Source organism: Stenotrophomonas sp. 05L413, from assembly GCF_056397945.1.
Genome location: NZ_JBFTOL010000006.1, coordinates 260,279 through 276,016 on the forward strand (window position 1 = coordinate 260,279; position 15,738 = coordinate 276,016).

Annotated in this window: 15 protein-coding genes; 9 read left to right on the forward strand and 6 right to left on the reverse strand. The window is 66.9% G+C overall.

The window, feature by feature from the left end:
* Positions 1-83 precede the first annotated feature (83 nt).
* Positions 84-563 (forward strand): Lrp/AsnC ligand binding domain-containing protein, encoded by a 480-nt coding sequence (locus AC1DIQ_RS14930; protein WP_046272909.1) that lies wholly within the window; start codon positions 84-86, stop codon positions 561-563.
* Between the two features lie 85 nt (positions 564-648).
* Here the strand turns inward: AC1DIQ_RS14930 and AC1DIQ_RS14935 are convergent, their stop codons facing one another.
* Entirely contained in the window at positions 649-819 is a 171-nt protein-coding gene (locus tag AC1DIQ_RS14935) for a lana protein (protein WP_121042445.1), read from the reverse strand.
* A gap of 174 nt (positions 820-993) precedes the next feature.
* A complete protein-coding gene (locus AC1DIQ_RS14940) occupies positions 994-1,410 on the reverse strand; it encodes a classical arabinogalactan protein 4 (protein WP_121042837.1) in 417 nt (138 codons plus the stop codon).
* Between the two features lie 127 nt (positions 1,411-1,537).
* On the opposite strand from AC1DIQ_RS14940, the gene msrB reads away from it, so the two are divergent.
* The 5 genes from msrB (at position 1,538) to AC1DIQ_RS14965 (ending at position 4,797) form a co-directional block, all read left to right on the forward strand.
* Entirely contained in the window at positions 1,538-2,005 is a 468-nt protein-coding gene (msrB, locus tag AC1DIQ_RS14945) for a peptide-methionine (R)-S-oxide reductase MsrB (protein ID WP_121042443.1), read from the forward strand.
* A 91-nt stretch (positions 2,006-2,096) separates the two neighbouring features.
* Positions 2,097-2,951: a flagellar motor stator protein MotA gene (motA, locus tag AC1DIQ_RS14950; protein WP_088432758.1), complete on the forward strand. Its 855-nt coding sequence runs from the start codon at positions 2,097-2,099 to the stop codon at positions 2,949-2,951.
* A gap of 9 nt (positions 2,952-2,960) precedes the next feature.
* Positions 2,961-3,908: a flagellar motor protein MotB gene (motB, locus tag AC1DIQ_RS14955; protein WP_478050306.1), complete on the forward strand. Its 948-nt coding sequence runs from the start codon at positions 2,961-2,963 to the stop codon at positions 3,906-3,908.
* Between the two features lie 101 nt (positions 3,909-4,009).
* On the forward strand, positions 4,010-4,507 hold the full coding sequence (locus tag AC1DIQ_RS14960; protein ID WP_152153024.1) for a hypothetical protein: 498 nt from the start codon (positions 4,010-4,012) through the stop codon (positions 4,505-4,507).
* 14 nt (positions 4,508-4,521) lie between these two features.
* Complete coding sequence (locus AC1DIQ_RS14965; RefSeq protein WP_121042437.1) at positions 4,522-4,797, forward strand: DUF4031 domain-containing protein; 276 nt, start codon at positions 4,522-4,524, stop codon at positions 4,795-4,797.
* Between the two features lie 42 nt (positions 4,798-4,839).
* On the opposite strand, the gene AC1DIQ_RS14970 is transcribed toward AC1DIQ_RS14965, so the two are convergent.
* Positions 4,840-5,382, reverse strand: coding sequence for a DUF6630 family protein (locus tag AC1DIQ_RS14970; RefSeq protein ID WP_121042435.1), 543 nt, complete (start codon positions 5,380-5,382; stop codon positions 4,840-4,842).
* A gap of 136 nt (positions 5,383-5,518) precedes the next feature.
* Here AC1DIQ_RS14970 and AC1DIQ_RS14975 point away from each other — a divergent pair, with 136 nt between their 5' ends.
* On the forward strand, positions 5,519-5,770 hold the full coding sequence (locus AC1DIQ_RS14975; RefSeq protein WP_088432755.1) for a DUF3297 family protein: 252 nt from the start codon (positions 5,519-5,521) through the stop codon (positions 5,768-5,770).
* 85 nt (positions 5,771-5,855) lie between these two features.
* Here AC1DIQ_RS14975 and AC1DIQ_RS14980 read toward each other — a convergent pair whose 3' ends face one another.
* Both AC1DIQ_RS14980 and AC1DIQ_RS14985 read right to left on the reverse strand, forming a co-directional pair.
* On the reverse strand, positions 5,856-7,499 hold the full coding sequence (locus AC1DIQ_RS14980) for a Na+/H+ antiporter (RefSeq protein ID WP_121042433.1): 1,644 nt from the start codon (positions 7,497-7,499) through the stop codon (positions 5,856-5,858).
* A 131-nt stretch (positions 7,500-7,630) separates the two neighbouring features.
* Complete coding sequence (locus tag AC1DIQ_RS14985) at positions 7,631-8,440, reverse strand: dioxygenase family protein (protein WP_152153021.1); 810 nt, start codon at positions 8,438-8,440, stop codon at positions 7,631-7,633.
* A 99-nt stretch (positions 8,441-8,539) separates the two neighbouring features.
* On the opposite strand from AC1DIQ_RS14985, the gene AC1DIQ_RS14990 reads away from it, so the two are divergent.
* Positions 8,540-9,424: a LysR family transcriptional regulator gene (locus AC1DIQ_RS14990; RefSeq protein WP_478050307.1), complete on the forward strand. Its 885-nt coding sequence runs from the start codon at positions 8,540-8,542 to the stop codon at positions 9,422-9,424.
* 32 nt (positions 9,425-9,456) lie between these two features.
* Here AC1DIQ_RS14990 and AC1DIQ_RS14995 read toward each other — a convergent pair whose 3' ends face one another.
* Entirely contained in the window at positions 9,457-12,405 is a 2,949-nt protein-coding gene (locus tag AC1DIQ_RS14995; RefSeq protein WP_478050308.1) for a bifunctional diguanylate cyclase/phosphodiesterase, read from the reverse strand.
* A gap of 305 nt (positions 12,406-12,710) precedes the next feature.
* Here AC1DIQ_RS14995 and AC1DIQ_RS15000 point away from each other — a divergent pair, with 305 nt between their 5' ends.
* Positions 12,711-14,831: a M13 family metallopeptidase gene (locus tag AC1DIQ_RS15000; RefSeq protein ID WP_478050309.1), complete on the forward strand. Its 2,121-nt coding sequence runs from the start codon at positions 12,711-12,713 to the stop codon at positions 14,829-14,831.
* Positions 14,832-15,738: the final 907 nt, after the last annotated feature.

Consider the following 15,738-nt stretch of genomic DNA (forward strand, 5'->3'; position numbering starts at 1 on the left):
TCAGCCGCAACCAATCAATTCGCCTGTTTTTCCAGCATCAGGCAGGGTATTGTCTCGCCAACATCCTCGAGAGGCTGACGCCGATGGCCACGCGCGCCCGCGAACTGGACAAGATCGACCGCAAGATCCTGCGCATCCTGCAGGCCGAGGGCCGGATCTCCTTCACGGAACTGGGCGAGCGGGTCGGGTTGTCGACCACGCCGTGCACCGAGCGCGTGCGCCGGCTGGAGCGCGACGGGGCCATCACCGGCTACTACGCCAAGCTCGATCCGCATTACCTCAAGGCCAGCCTGCTGGTGTTCGTGGAGATCAGCCTGGCCTACAAATCCGGCGACATCTTCGAAGAGTTCCGGCGCGCGGCGTTGAAGCTGCCCAACGTGCTGGAATGCCATCTGGTCTCGGGCGACTTCGACTACCTGCTCAAGGCGCGCATCAGCGAGATGGCCTCGTACCGCAAGCTGCTGGGCAGCACCTTGTTGACCTTGCCGCACGTGCGCGAATCCAAGAGCTACATCGTGATGGAAGAGGTCAAGGAAACTTTGACCCTGCCGATTCCCGATTGATCCGGTCGCGTGCTGAGCTGCGTGGCTGAAACGCAAAAAGGCGGCGCGCATGTGCGCACCGCCTTCGTTCATTGCGCCAAGCGCATCAGCGCTGCTGTTTCTGGTCCTGATGCTTCTGGTCCTGCTGCTTGCCGCCCTTCTGATTCTGCTGGTCCCACTGCTGCTGGTTCTGCTGGCCGGGCTTCTGGTTCTGTTGCTGACTGCCCTGCTGCTCCTGCGGCGTCTTGCCGGGACTGCGGTTCTGCTGGTTAGCCATGATTGCACTCTTCTCGAAAAACCTCGGGGGATGCGCCTGTGTTGCGGCGCGTGTACAGGGTCCCGCCGATCCGGTTAATCACAGGCGAAAAAACAGTGAGGCCTTGCGTTGACGGGGATGACTGCGCGGGCAGCGATGTAAACCATTCATGTTGCCGGCCTGCCACTCCAACAGTCAGGGCTTGATCTGTTGACCGTCACCGCTGGGGACGGCGTCGTAATAGCGGCCGGTGCGGGTATCAAGCACGCGGTTCGGGCCTACCTGCTTGACCCCCGGAAGGATCCGGCCGTGGCGGTCGTAGACCTTGCTCTGCACGGCCGGACCCTGCATCGGTGCGGGCTGCGCCGGGCCTTTGCTTTGGATCGGGTGCGTGCGCAGTTGCTGCTGGGTCTGCGAGGACGACTTCACCGGGGCCATCCTGTCGGACAGGCTGTCGACCGGCACCGGTTGCACGGCCGGGGGCTGTGGCGCGCGCTGCGGCGTGACCACCGGCCGCGTCGCGGTGGGGGTGGGCGGCGGGCCGATCTGCGCGGCCGCGGTCAACGGCAGCAGCACCAGCAAGGCAGCGGCGAGGCGACGTGGGCGGTACATGGCGATCTCCCGGCGGCGGTTCAGGTCTTCACCATGCACCGCCACGGGTATCAGCACGATGAATGTCGCCCGCTTGGAACGCCCCGCCCACGACCCAATGTAGAGTGCATCCCCACGAGGACTCCCCATGACCGTTTTCGACCTTTCCCCGCCTACCGACGCCCAGCGCCAGGCCTTGGTGGCCGGCCTCAGCGCCGATGAGCAGCGCGTGCTGCTGCATCACGGCACCGAAGCACCGTTCTGCGGGGTCTTCCTGGACAACAAGCAGGACGGGGTCTACGGCTGCCGGTTGTGCGGCCTGCCGCTGTTCCGCTCCAGCACCAAGTTCGACTCCGGCACCGGCTGGCCGAGCTTCTTCGCGCCCTTCGATCCGGCCCATGTCCGCGAGATCCGCGACGCCAGCCATGGCATGGTCCGCACCGAGATCGTCTGTGCGCGGTGTGACAGCCATCTCGGCCATGTTTTCCCGGATGGCCCGCCGCCGACCCATGAACGCCACTGCCTGAACTCGGTCTCGCTATCGTTCACGCCCAACGGACAGGCCTATCCGGATCCGTTGCAGCGCGGTGGTGCGGAAGCCGAGCCGGCCGCCTGAATCCGGAAAAGTGTGACATCGAGCGACCGCCCCCCTTCAGAAAAGGTGTGAAGGGGCCGACATGGAGGTATCCCCTTCCCGCGTCGGCCCCATGCTCATCATCGTTGGACTTCTCGTCGTCATCCTCAGCGTGCTGGGCGGCTATGTCGGCGCGCACGGCAAACTCGGCGCGCTGTGGCAGCCCTATGAACTGGTGATCATCGGCGGTGCGGCGCTGGGCGCGTTCCTGGTCGGCACCCCGGTCAAAACCGTGAAGCAGACCCTGCAGGCCACCGTGGGCGTGTTCAAGGGCCCGCGCTACAAGCAGCAGGACTACATCGACGTCCTCAGCCTGCTCTACGAACTGCTCAACAAGGCGCGGCGCGAAGGCTTCATGGCGCTGGAAGACCACGTCGAGCGCCCGGCCGAGAGCAGCATCTTCGCCAATTACCCCAAGGTGCAGGCCGACCACCACCTGGTCGACTTCATCACCGATTGCCTGCGCCTGATGATCGGCAGCAACATCGAGCCGCACGAGCTGGAACCGCTGCTGGAGCTGGAGCTGGAGAAGCACCACGGCGAGGCGATGCAGCCGGCCGCCGTGCTCAACAAGGTCGCCGACGGCCTGCCTGGCTTCGGCATCGTCGCCGCAGTGCTGGGCATCGTGATCACGATGGGTTCGATCGGCGGGGAAATCACCGAGGTCGGTGCGCACGTCGCCGGCGCGCTGGTCGGTACCTTCCTGGGCATCCTGCTGGCCTATGGCTTCGTCGGCCCGCTGGCCTCGGCCGTGGAAGCCCGTGCCGAACAGGACGCGCGCATCTACGAATCGGTCAAGACCGCCCTGCTGGCCTGCCTGCGCGGCTACAACCCGAAGATCGCCCTGGAATTCGCCCGCAAGACCCTGCCGTCCAACGTGCGCCCGGGCTTCAGCGAGTTCGAACAGCACCTCAAGACGGTCAAGTAAGGCAGCGCCATGGCCGAGACCAAACCCACCGTCATCGTCCGCCGGGTCAAGAAGGCCGGCCACGCCGCGCACCATGGCGGTGCCTGGAAGGTGGCCTATGCCGACTTCGTGACCGCGATGATGGCCTTCTTCCTGGTGCTGTGGCTGATGGCCGCCACCAGCAAGCCCGAGCGCGCGGCGGTCTCCGAGTACTTCCGCAACCCCAGCCCGCTGGCCGGCAGCAGTTCCACCCCGGCCCCGGGCATGGCCGGCCCGGGCGGCGCCAGTACCTCGATGATCAAGCTGGGCGGCGCGACCGACATCTCGCGCGGCAACAGCAACGATCCCTTCCAGAACCAGCAGGCCTCCAGGCCGGTGCCGCAGGAAGACGAGCGCGAGCGCGAAAAACGCCAGCTGGAAGCGCTCAAGCAGGAGCTGGAAGAAGCGATCAGCAAGAGCCAGGCACTGGAGCCGTTCAAGGACCAGCTGCTGCTCGACCTCACTCCCGAAGGCCTGCGCATCCAGATCGTGGACAAGCAGAACCGCCCGATGTTCGACATGGGCAGCGCCTCGCTCAAGCCGTATACGCGCGAGATCCTGCGCGAGCTGTCGCAGTTCATCAATCACGTGCCGAACCGGATCAGCATCACCGGCCATACCGATATCACCGCCTACAACGCCGCCCACGGCTACAGCAACTGGGAGCTAAGTGCCGATCGCGCCAACGCCGCCCGGCGTGCACTGCTGGATGGCGGCATGACCGAAGACAAGGTGACCCGTGTGGTCGGCCTGTCCTCCTCGGTGCTGTTCGACAAGACCCAGCCGGACAACCCGATCAACCGCCGGATCAGCATCGTGGTGATGACCAAGGCGGCCGAAGCGGCGGCCCTGGCCGGTGCCGGGCAGGAAGTGGCGCTGTCGCCCACCGCTGCCGACGCCGATATCCAGGCGACGCTGGCGCCGGCTGTCGCGCCTTGAGCGGCGCGGCGGCAGCTGCAGAGGGAAATTCAGGGAATCCGTGGAGCCGGCCGGCGGCCGGCACTACAATGGGGTCTTCCTTTTGTAGATAGACCGCACCCATGTCCAAGCAGTCCAAGGCCAAGCGCGACAAGCGCAAGAAGCAGCAGCCCAAGCGCCCGATCAACCGCCTCAACGCCCAGCAGCCGGTGCAGAACCATGCCGTGCTGACCAACGAAGAAGGCCAGGTCGTCGCTGCGATCGGCCTGCAGGGCACCGAGTGGCTGCTGGCCATCGGCGGCCAGACCATGGGCAACGCCGACAACCCGGTCCCGATGCTGGCCATGCTCAAGCACCTGTCCAACGTCCAGGAAAAGGAAGGCCGCAAGGTCAACCTGGAATACTCGACCCAGCTGCAGCAGCTGATCGACGACCTCGCCGCTGACGAAGGCAAGACCGCCGACGAGTACCTGTCGCAGCTGGTCTCCGAGTTCGAAGGCGTGGAAGGCGAAGGTGACGACGAGGCCGAAGACGCCGAGATCGTGACCGACGCTGCTGCCGAAGCCGAAGCCGATGGCGAGCCGGCCCCGGCCGCCAGCGACGACAAGCCGCAGGCCTGAGCCACGGCGATCCGGTGACGGTCTATATCGACGATGCGGTACATCCCTGGCGCGGCGAGCGCTGGGCGCATCTGATGGCCGACACCCTGCCCGAGCTGCACGCCATGGCGGCGCAGCTCGGGATTCCGCGGCGGGCGTTCCAGAACCGCCGCAGCGGGGCGCATTACGACGTGCCCGCCCCCTTGCGCCTGCAGGCCATTGCCCTGGGCGCACAGGCCATCTCACGGCATACGGACCGTGCGCTGGTCAAAGCCGTGATCTCAAACGCGCGCGGCCAGTATCAGGCGTAGGTGCCGACCGTTGGTCGGCACACGCAGACCGCAATCGCGCCCTCAGAACGGATCGCTGCCCGGCCGCACTTCCACGCCCAGCAGCGAGCACAGCGCCAGCATCGCATCGTCATCGCGGTTCAGCGCCATCCACCCGGCCAGGGTGTCATTGCCGGTATCCACGCTCCACAGCGCGTAGTTGTGCTCGCGCAGGCGGTCATGGGCGGTGCCCATCAGCATCGGGGCATCCACCCCGGCGGCGAAATCCTCATCGTCCAGGTCGCCGCCCCAGTCGATCTGCAGGTTCCAGCGCGCGGACAGCTCGTTGACCGCCGACATCAGCGCATCGGCATCGCTGCGCTCCACCTCGAACCCGGACTGCCAGGCGATCGCCGCCATCATCGGCGGCAGCCAGTCGGCGTCCTCATCGATGCCTTCGCCGCTCTCCAGCAGCGCCTCGCGCCAGCGGTTGAACTGCTGCAGGGCCAGTTCTTCATCGCCCGGGTTGATCAGCACGAACAGATTCCAGATCCGCGCCTCGAAATCGTCCTCGTCGAAATCGCGTTCCTCTTCTTCGAAGTCGAAATAATCGCTGTTGTCGGGCATGGCCGGTATTCCTGGAGACAGGGGCGCATTCTGCCGTGCAAGGGCGTTGGCAGGAAGCGAAATTCGGCGCAGGGCCCGCTGCGGTTTATCCTGTACGGCAGAAGGCGGCCTTGGTGGTCGTCAGCATCCTGTGACCATGAGCGATACCCCTCCCGATCACCTGGCGATCAACCCGGCCAGCCCCTTCCACGATGCCGCTGCGCTGGAGCGCGGCGTGGGCATCCGTTTCAACGATGTCGAGCGCGACAACGTTGAAGAGTATTCGGTCAGCGAAGGCTGGATCCGCGTGCAGGCCGGCAAGGCCCGCGACCGCCGCGGCAACCCGATGACGATCAAGATCAAGGGCACCGTGGTGGCCTACTTCCTGGATCAGAAGCCGGACGCCTGATCCCACGGTTGCCGGAGACGCCTGATCCACGTGTGCCAGGGTAGAGCCACCCATGGGGTGGCTCCACCCGTGGCACGGTGCGGCCTCAATCGCGTTGCCGCGTCTCCAGCAGATCCAGATTGCGGATCAGCCTGCGCGAGATCTCATCGGAGATCTTGCCGCGCCGGGTCAGGCGGAACAGCTCTTCGCGCTCGGCGGTGAGCCCGGCGGTGCGCAGCTGGCGGTAGCCCTGCTCCATCCGCTTCACCTTGTCCGGATCGGCATCCGGCCCGGCGTCCTTCTCCAGGTTGCGCTGGTACAGCAGGCTCACCCGTGAGGCGGCGTCGTTGTAGAGCTGCACGTTCTCGGTGGTCTGGTTCTGCACCAGCTGCTGGCGCGTGCGCTCCACACCGGCCAGCGCGGCCTTGGCGGCGAGCTTGCGGGCAAGATCCTCTTCCTTGCGTTCGCCCGAATCGGCCGGCAGTTCCAGCCCTTTGAGCAGGCGGGGCAGCGCGATGCTGGCGCCGACCAGCGAGATCAGGATCACTGCCGCGGCCAGGAAGATCACCAGATCGCGCGCCGGGAAGGCACTGCCATCGGGCAGGAACAGCGGCAGCGTCAGCACGCCGGCCAGGGTGATCGCACCGCGCACACCCGCCACCGAGGTGGCCACCACGATCCGCCAGGACGTGCCCTGCCGCGCCTCGCCACGATGGCGCGCGCGCAGCAGGCTCCAGCGCAGCGACAGCCACACCCAGGCCAGGCGCAGCAGTACCAGCGCCAGATTGATCACCACCACGTAGACCAGCAGCCACCACGCGCTGTGATGCCCGCTTTCGCTGACCGTCTTGATCGCGCGCTCCACGATGCCCGGCAGCTGCTCGCCGAGCAGCACGAACATGATGCCGTTGAAGCTGAACTGCAGCATGTTCCACACGGCCGTGCGCTGCACGCGCATGCTGCCGGACACGCGGCCGCTCAGTTCCACATAGCTCATCGTGATGCCCGCAGCGACCGCCGAGAGGATGCCCGAGGCGTTGAACTCTTCGGCCAGCAGGTAGGCCGCGAAGGGAATCAACAGGTTGACCAGCAGCGCCGCGCCCGGCTCCTCGCCGAAGCGCCGCCACAGCCAGCGCTGGAAGGTGGACACGCCCAGCGTCACCGCGACACCGATCGCCAGCCCGGCCACGGCCACCCACAGGAACGTCAGCGAGGCGGTCGCCAGCGAGAACGAGCCGGTCATCACCGCCGCCACCGCGAAGCGGAAGCAGACCAGGCCGGAGGCATCGTTGAGCAACGACTCGCCTTCCAGGATGTGCATCAGCCGTTTGGGGATCGGCGCGCGCGAGGCGATCGAACTGACCGCCACCGGGTCCGTCGGCGAGATGATCGCGGCCAGCGCGAACGCCACCGCCAGCGGCATCACCGGGATCATCCAATGGATCAGGAAGCCGGCCCCGATCACGGTGAACACCACCAACCCGAAGGCCAGCTCCAGGATCACGCCTTTATCGCGGAACAGGCCTTGCTTGGGGATGCGCCAGCCATCCAGGAACAGCAGCGGCGGCAGGAACAGCAGGAAGAACATCTCCGGCTCCAGCGCGTGGCCGCGGTTGAACACCCCGGCTATGACCGCGCCCAGCCCGATCTGCACCAGCGGCAGCGGCAGCGACAACGGCAATACGCGGACCAGGTAGCCGCTGGCGACCACCGCCACCAGCATCGCCAGGACGACTTCAATGGTATGCATGCATTTTCCAGTAAGCAGCGCGGGGGGGGCTGCAGGCAGCCGGCGCCGGAAACAGGAAAAAACGTACCACACGTGCGCCGCCACGCGAATGCGCGGGGCGCGCCAGGCTCAGTTCGCGGACAGCACGGCACTCATGCGGCGCGCTGCTGCGCGTCGGCGCCGTCGAAGCGATAGATGTCCATCGCCAGGAAGCCGGCATCAATCCCGGCATCGATACGCTGCGCGCCGAGCGCATCGCCACCGGCCGCGCCCATCGCGACGTGCAGCGGTTGCAGGTGCTCGTCGCTCGGGTGCGCCTGCACGGCGTACGGGGCCTGACGGCGGTAGTCCAGCAAGGCGGCACTGTCATCGGCCTGCAGGCGCTGCTCCACCCACTCGATGAAGGGCCGTACATACGGCGCTTCCTTGCCGTCCGGGTAGCTGCGCCAATCGTGCAGGTTGTGGGTGATGCTGCCTGAGCCGATCAACAGCACGCCCTGCTCGCGCAGCGGTGCCAGCGCGCGGCCCAGTGCGAACTGATGGGCCGGCCCAAGCAACGGCTGGATAGCCAGCGGTACGACCGGGATGTCCGCCTGCGGGTACAGAAAGCGCAGCGGTACCCAGGCACCGTGGTCGAGACCGCGCTGCGGGTCGATCGCGGTCGGCAGGCCGGCCGCGGTCAGCCGCTGCGCGATCTCCTGCGCCAGCGCGGGGTCGCCCGGCGCCGGGTACTGCAGATCGAACAGCGCCTGCGGAAAACCGCCGAAATCATGGAGGGTCGGCGGCTGGGCATGCCCGCCCACCGCCGGCTGATGGGTCAGCCAGTGCGCCGAGGCCATCACGATCGCGCGCGGACGCGGCAGGCGCGCCGCCAGGGCCGCCAGGCGCTCGCCGACCAGACCGGGGTTGAGCGCGGTCATCGGCGAGCCGTGGGAGATATACAGGGAGGGCAAGCGGGACATCACGGACTCCAATAGCGCGACGACGGCCCTGAGCTTATTGCGCGCAGCCTTACCAATAAATACGATGTATCGACGCTGTTTATTTCGGAAATAGAAACAATGGACACTCTGGATGCCATGCGTGTGTTTGTCGCCGTGGTCGAGCGCAACGGCTTCAGTGCCGCCGCGCAGGCCCTGGACCTGTCCACCGCGGGAGTGACCCGGCAGATCGCCGCGCTGGAAAAGCGCCTCTCGACCCGGCTGCTCAACCGTACGACCCGCCGCGTGAGCCCGACGAGCACGGGCGCGGCCTATTACGCCGAGTGCGTGCGGCTGCTGGCCGAGTTCGATGCGCTGGAGGCCGGCATCAGCTCGCAGGCCCTGGAGCCCTCGGGGCGGCTGCGCATCAACGCGCCGGTCAGCTATGGCATCGCCCGGTTGGGCCCACTGCTGGCCGGCTACCGCGCGCGCTACCCGCAGGTGGAGCTGGACCTGTCGCTGTCCGACCGCCTGGTGGACATGGTCGAAGAAGGCTACGACGTGGCGATCCGCATCACCCGCCAGCCCAGCCCGGCACTGATCGCCCGCAAGCTGGCCGACGCGCAGATCAGCCTGTGCGCGGCGCCGGCATATCTGGATGCGCATGGCCGGCCGCAGCAACCCGAAGATCTCGCCGCGCACGAGTGCCTGCAGTACAGCTACTGGGGCGGCGGGGATGCGTGGCAGCTGCAGGGGCCACGCGGGGAGGTCTCCGTGCCGGTACGTGGCGGTGTGCGTGCCAACAACGGCGATGTGCTGCGCGAGGCCGCGATCGCCGGGATGGGCATCATCGTGCAGCCGGACTTCCTGGTCGCCGAGGCCATCGCCGATGGCCGACTGGAACGGGTACTGCCCGCGTGGGCGGTGCCGGGCATCGGCATCCATGCGGTGTACACCAGCCGCAGCCATCTGGCGCCGAAGGTGCGCAGCTTCATCGACTACCTGGTGGAAGCACTGGGCGGATGACGCGTGGCGGCGGCCGGGCAGCGCCCGGCGCACTACGCCTCCACCGCCTCCAACTGCGCGATGACGTTGGCCAGCGGCATCGGGCGGCCGAGCAGATAGCCCTGCACCTGGTCACAGCCGTGCGCAGCCAGCCACTGGTGCTGCCCGGGGGTCTCCACGCCTTCGGCGATGATGGTCAGGCCCATGCTGTGCCCCAGTGACAGCAGTGCACGGCAGATCGAGGCATTACGCGGATTGGTTTCCACGTCGGCTACGAAGCTGCGGTCGATCTTGAGGATGTCCAGTGGCAGGTGCTGCAGGTAGGACATATTGGAATAGCCGGTACCGAAGTCGTCCAGCGAGATGCAGATGCCCTGCTCGTGCAGCCGCTGCATGGTCTGCTTGGCCTGGCCGGGTTTGCGCATCAGGCTGCTCTCGGTCAGCTCGACCTGCAGCGCACCGCGGGCCAGCCCGTATTCCTGGCTGGCGCGGGTGAACTCGGCCACCAGGTCGCTGTTGAAGAACTGCACCGCCGAGACATTCACCGCGATCGGCAGGTCCCAGCCGGCATCGACCAGTTGCCGCTGTGCCTGCGCGGCGGCGCGGATCACCCAGCGGCCCAGCGCCAGGATCAGGCCGGTGTCTTCGCACAGCTGGATGAACTCACCCGGTGGAATGAAACTGCCGTCGGCCTGCGGCCAGCGCAGCAGGGCTTCCAGCGCGGCTGGACTGCTGTCGCCTGCGTGGCAGATCGGCTGGTAATACAGCTCGAACTCGGTGTCGATCGCGCTGTGGATGCGCCCGGCCAGGCGCAGGCGTTCGGACAAGCGCGAACTCACCGTGGCGTCATACCAAGCGATCACGTTGCCTTCGTCGCGCGCCGCATGCGCGGCCTGCGCGGCCATGCCGATCACCTGCTCGGCGGTGCTGATGTCGGCGTCGGCCTTGACCGCCACGCCAATGCGCGGCTCGAACTGATGCAGCCAGTCCTGCCCGCGCACCGGCTCTGAGACGGTCTGCACCAGCGTATCCAGCGCAGTCTGGCGTTGATGGTCGTCGCGGATGGCGAAGATGAAATCCTCCGCCGGCTGGAAGGCCAGCAGCCCATAGCGCACGCCGAGCCCGCCCAGGCGCTTGGCCATCGCCTGCAGCACCACGTCGCCGACCTCCCGGCCGAGCGTATCGGCGACCAGCTGCAGGCCACGGAACTGCACGTAGGCAATGGTGTACGCCCCGCCCTCCTCGTCCAGCTGCGCGGCCAGCGCACGCGTATTGAGCAGGCCGGTCGCCGGGTTGTGGGTGGCGTGATACGCCAGATCGCGCTCGTAGGCCAGGCGCTCGCTGACATCCTCGGCCAGTACCAGGCAGGCCTGGCGCCCGTCGAAATCCAGCCGGGCCAGATGCGCGCGGACCTCGAACACGGTGCCGTCCTTGCGCTGGTGCAGGCGCACCTGCGCATCCTGCACGTCGCCGATGCGGGCCTGTGCAATCGCCCCGCGGATCTCCTCCCAGCCTTCGCGCGGGCGGATATCCAGGATGCTCATCGCCAGGAATTCATCGCGGCTGTAGCCGTACTGGCGCACCGCCGCTTCGTTGACTTCCAGGAAGCGCAGCGTGTCCGGATCGAACACCCAGAACGGCGCCGGGTTGCGGTCGAACAGCAGCCGGAACTGCCGCTCGGCCTGCTGCACCCGGGCCAGCGCATCGACCCGCTCGCTGACATCGGTCAATGCACCGATCATGCGGCGCTCACGGTCCACCACCGCCACCCGCTGGCCACGCGCGGACACCCAGCGGATCGCGCCCCCCGGCAACACCAGGCGGAACATTTCATCGAGCACGCCGCTGCCGGCAAACGCGGCGTCGAAGGCCTGCTGCATGCGTACGGTATCTTCGTGGTGCACGCGTGCGAAGAAATCGGCGACCGGCAGGCTCTCGATGTCGATGCCGAAAATCTCGCGCGCCAGCGGTGACCAGCGCAGCAGGCAGGCATCCTCATCCACGTACCAGGTGCAGACCTTGCCGACCTGGTGCGCCATGCGCAGTTCGGCATGGCCGGTGCGCAGCTCCTCGCTCAGCGTGTCCTGATCGCGGGTGGCACGGCGCAGGCTCACATACACCGCGCCGAACAGCGCCCAGTACAGCAGGTAGACGCCGATCGAGGCCTGCACATACGGCCACCATGCTGCCAGCACATCGCGCCGGCCCAACCCGGCGTAGACCGCCAGCGGGTACTGCGCCAGCGTGCTGAGGCTGGAAATCCGCTCGATGCCATCGACCGCGCTGATCTCGGTCCCCAGTGGGGTCAACGCGTCCCGGCGCAGCAGCTCGCGCTTGGCCAGGCCGAAACGACGCCCCACCACCCCGGCCGGGTCCGGACTGCGCGCCAGCACATAGCCATGCGGGTCGGTGATGGAGATCACGCCGGCATCGCCGGTGTCCATACCGCCGATGATCGACTGCAGTTCGGCCGTGCGCAGCCGCGCCAGCAGCCAGCGGTCGCCGCCCATGGGCAGCGCCAGCGGCAGGATCCACTGCGCGGCATCCAGCGCTTGGGGCGGGCCGAGGAACACCTGGCTGCCGTGGCCGCGGTTGTCATCCACCGCCCATAACGGCAGCTGCAGGTCGCCACTGCCACTGGTCAGGGCGCGCCCGTACTGGTCGACCACCACGATGCTGTGCAGTTCTGCATGCCGCTGCAGGGCGCCGGCGATGCTGGCATCGAGCAGATCGGGAGCCTGCGCCGGCACGCGCTGGAACAGCAGCGCACCATCCCGGGAAATGCCCTGCATCACCCGCTCCAGATTGCGCAGCTCCAGCCGCAGCAGGCGCTGGGCGCCGGTCGCCAGCGCCGAACTCTGGCGCTGCGCGGCTTCCTGTCGGCGCTGGCCATCATTGACCAGTGTCGCCACCAGCCCGGCAGCCAGCAGCGCGCCCAGGGAAACCCCCAGCCACACGAACGTCCGCAGTGGCCGCGCCAGGGCACGGTTCAACGCGGGCATCGCAACCCTTTTCCCGAACGACAGGCTGACTTCATCTGTACACGCTTCCTGGTTTCCCCAAACCTGAGCGGCCGCTGCCCGGGATTCTTGACGCCATGATCGTCACGCGGGCGCCGACGGGCGCGCGCGGAATCCGTGCCGTACCAGCATGCACGAGCACGCGCAGGACGGGAAGCACCGCAATAGGCCGTTCACCTCGGTGAATCCGGGGACGGGCAGATCCGGTACCCGATGCCGCCGAAGCCGGCATAACCGTGCGCCCGGGACAGGATTAGACTTGGATGTTTCCGTTGCAGAGAAGCTCAATGTCCAAGCTGCGCCGCCCCACCCTGATGCTCGCCATTGCCGCCAGCCTGTCGCTGAGCCTGGCCGCCTGTGACCGCCAGGCGACTGCGCCGGCCGCGGCCGCGCCCGACGCCGCTCCGGCCGAACCGGCCGCGCCCAAGCCGCAGCTCGGCAGTTTCGGCTTCGACGCCGCCGGCATGGACCGCAGCATCGCCGCCGGCGATGACTTCTTCGGCTTCGCCAACGGCACCTGGGTCAAGAACACCGAGATCCCGGCCGACCGTTCCAGCTACGGCAGCTTCAACGTCATTTCCGAAAAGACCCTGGCCGACACCCGCGCGATCCTCGAAGGCGCCGCGGCCGATACCACGGCCGAGGGCGAGACCAAGCTGATCGGCGATTACTACGCCGCCTTCATGGACGAGACCGGCATCGAGTCACGCGGTGCCGCCCCGGTCAAGCCAGCGCTGGACGCCATCGCGGGCATCGGCGACAAGGCCGCGCTGGCCACCGCGCTGGGCGGCACCCTGCGCGCCGATGTGGACCTGCTCAACGCCACCAACTTCTACACCGACCGCCTGTTCGGCGTGTGGGTCTCGGTGGATCTGCTGCAGCCGGACCGCACCGCGCCCTACCTGGTGCAGGGCGGCCTGGGCCTGCCGGACCGCGACTTCTACCTGCAGGGCGGCCGCATGGCCGAGATCCGCAAGCAGTACCAGGCGTATATCGCCCAGGTGCTGCAGCTGGCCGGCGTCGCCGATCCGGCGGCCAAGGCGCAGCGCATCCTCGCGCTGGAGACCAAGATCGCCCAGGCCCACGCCACCCAGGAAGACACCAACGACGTCGCCAAGGGCGCCAACGCCTGGAAGCAGGCCGACCTGAGCGCCAAGGCGCCGGGGATGGACTGGAGCGCCTTCCTGGCCTCGGCCGGCCTGGACGCCCAGCAGGACTTCATCGTGTGGCAGCCCAAGGCCGTGGCCGGCATTTCGCGCCTGGTCGCGACCGAGCCGCTGGAAGTCTGGAAGGACTACCTCGCCTTCCATGCTTTGGACCGCGCCGCCCCGTACCTGCCCAAGTCGTTCGCCGATGCGCGCTTCGCCTTCCACGGCACCACGCTCAACGGCACCCCCCAGCAGAGCGAGCGCTGGAAGCGTGCGGTGGATGACAGCAACCATGCCGTGGGTGAAGCGATCGGCAAGCTGTACGTCGAACGTCATTTCGACCCGGCCACCAAGGCCCGTGCGGACGAGATGGCCAAGAACATCATTGCCGCCTTCGCCAAGCGCATCGATGCGCTGGCGTGGATGTCGCCGCAGACCAAGGCGCGTGCCAAGGCCAAGGTCGACGGCCTGACGGTGGGCATGGGCTACCCGGACAAGTGGCGCGATTACACGGGTCTGGAGATCAAGCGCGATGACGCGCTGGGCAATGCCGAGCGTGCAGAGCTGTTCGAGTACCGTCGCAACATCGCCAAGCTGGGCAAGCCGGTGGACCACAGCGAGTGGGCGATGCTGCCGCAGACCATCAATGCGATGAACGTGCCGCTGGAAAACCGCCTGGTGTTCCCCGCCGCGATCCTGCAGCCGCCGTTCTTCGACGGTGCGGCCGATGATGCGGTGAACTACGGTGCGATCGGTGCGGTGATCGGCCATGAGATCAGCCACGGCTTCGACAACGCCGGTGCGCTGTTCGATGAGACGGGCAAGCTGCAGAACTGGTGGACGGCGGAAGATCTGAAGAAGTTCAACGCGGCCGGCGATGCGCTGGCGGCGCAGTTCAGCAGCTACAGTCCGTTCCCCGGGGTGTCGGTGAATGGTCGTTTGACGCTGGGCGAGAACATTGCGGACGTGGCAGGTCTGTCGACGGCCTACGACGCGTATCAGTTGTCGTTGCAGGGCAAGCCGGGCCAGACGCTGGAGGGCTTTACGCCGGATCAGCGGTTCTTCCTGGGCTTTGCGCAGGCGTGGCGCAGCAAGGCGCGCGAGCAGGCGTTGCGTAATTCGCTGTTGACGAATGTGCATGCGCCGGGGCAGTTCCGTGCGTTGACGGTGCGCAATCTGGATGCGTGGTATCCGGCCTTCGAGGTGAAGGAAGGCCAGAAGCTGTATCTGGCGCCGGAGAAGCGGGTCAAGGTGTGGTGAGGCTTTTCATCGCGCTTTGCTGAGATGAAAGAACGGGCGCTTCGGCGCCCGTTTTTTTTGCTGTAGAGCTACAGAGCTACAGAGCTGCAGAGCTTCGGAGCTGGAGCAGAGCAACGGCTGGGGTTTGCGGCTTCTCTGAACTGGGCGGGCATGGGTGGGGTGTCGGGACCCGCTGCAAGTCCCGCTCCGCGGCCCGGCCCAGCCGCTGGCGGCTGTGCGTTCAGTCGCATGCGAGGCAGTGCCTCGCAAGCAATGCGCCTTCACCCAAATAAGCTCGTATGCCGCCATCCATGGCGGCAGACGGTCCCGCCACCCCACCCATGCCCACCCTCTGACAGTGGGCTGGTGCGCACGGGGAAAAGCTGGCGCTGGCTCCGCAGCTGCGACAGTGAGTACGTTTGTTTTGCTACCCAGATTCGTTCTGTAGTTTTGCTGCTCGGCTTCGTCGAGCGACACAGCGCCGCTTTGCTGCTGTGCTCTGCTGCTGTGCTCTGCTGCTTTGCCGCTCTGCTTTGCCGCTCTGCTTTGCCGCTCTGCTTTGCCGCTCTGCTTTGCTGCTCCGCTTTGCTCCTCCGCACTTCTGTGCTGCTTCGCTGCTTCGCTGCTTCGCTGTTCAGCTGTTCAGCTGTTCAGCTGTTCAGCTGTTCAGCTGTTAGCCGTGTAGCTCTTTAGCTCTTTAGCTCTTTAGCTGCCCAGCATCGCCACTCTGATCCACTGGTTGGCACTGCTACTCAGTCTGCTGCTTAGCCCTACTGCTCCGCGCTTCTGCAGCGCTGCTATTCCGCGATGCCGCTCAGCTCCGCTTGCCGGCTTTTGATCTCAGCATGGCCACCAGCCAAGTGTCGGGGGGCGGGCACGTGCAGGCTGGAGGGACCGTCTGCCGCCATGGATGGCGGCATTCGAGCTT

Excerpts from the sequence above, each read along its gene's own strand:
- AC1DIQ_RS14930 (WP_046272909.1), top strand. The coding sequence starts at position 84 with ATGGCCACGCGCGCCCGCGAACTGGACAAGATCGACCGCAAGATCCTG.
- AC1DIQ_RS14935 (WP_121042445.1), bottom strand. The coding sequence starts at position 819 with ATGGCTAACCAGCAGAACCGCAGTCCCGGCAAGACGCCGCAGGAGCAG.
- AC1DIQ_RS14940 (WP_121042837.1), bottom strand. The coding sequence starts at position 1,410 with ATGTACCGCCCACGTCGCCTCGCCGCTGCCTTGCTGGTGCTGCTGCCG.
- msrB (WP_121042443.1), top strand. The coding sequence starts at position 1,538 with ATGACCGTTTTCGACCTTTCCCCGCCTACCGACGCCCAGCGCCAGGCC.
- motA (WP_088432758.1), top strand. The coding sequence starts at position 2,097 with ATGCTCATCATCGTTGGACTTCTCGTCGTCATCCTCAGCGTGCTGGGC.
- motB (WP_478050306.1), top strand. The coding sequence starts at position 2,961 with ATGGCCGAGACCAAACCCACCGTCATCGTCCGCCGGGTCAAGAAGGCC.
- AC1DIQ_RS14960 (WP_152153024.1), top strand. The coding sequence starts at position 4,010 with ATGTCCAAGCAGTCCAAGGCCAAGCGCGACAAGCGCAAGAAGCAGCAG.
- AC1DIQ_RS14970 (WP_121042435.1), bottom strand. The coding sequence starts at position 5,382 with ATGCCCGACAACAGCGATTATTTCGACTTCGAAGAAGAGGAACGCGAT.
- AC1DIQ_RS14975 (WP_088432755.1), top strand. The coding sequence starts at position 5,519 with ATGAGCGATACCCCTCCCGATCACCTGGCGATCAACCCGGCCAGCCCC.
- AC1DIQ_RS14980 (WP_121042433.1), bottom strand. The coding sequence starts at position 7,499 with ATGCATACCATTGAAGTCGTCCTGGCGATGCTGGTGGCGGTGGTCGCC.
- AC1DIQ_RS14985 (WP_152153021.1), bottom strand. The coding sequence starts at position 8,440 with ATGTCCCGCTTGCCCTCCCTGTATATCTCCCACGGCTCGCCGATGACC.
- AC1DIQ_RS14990 (WP_478050307.1), top strand. The coding sequence starts at position 8,540 with ATGGACACTCTGGATGCCATGCGTGTGTTTGTCGCCGTGGTCGAGCGC.
- AC1DIQ_RS14995 (WP_478050308.1), bottom strand. The coding sequence starts at position 12,405 with ATGCCCGCGTTGAACCGTGCCCTGGCGCGGCCACTGCGGACGTTCGTG.
- AC1DIQ_RS15000 (WP_478050309.1), top strand. The coding sequence starts at position 12,711 with ATGTCCAAGCTGCGCCGCCCCACCCTGATGCTCGCCATTGCCGCCAGC.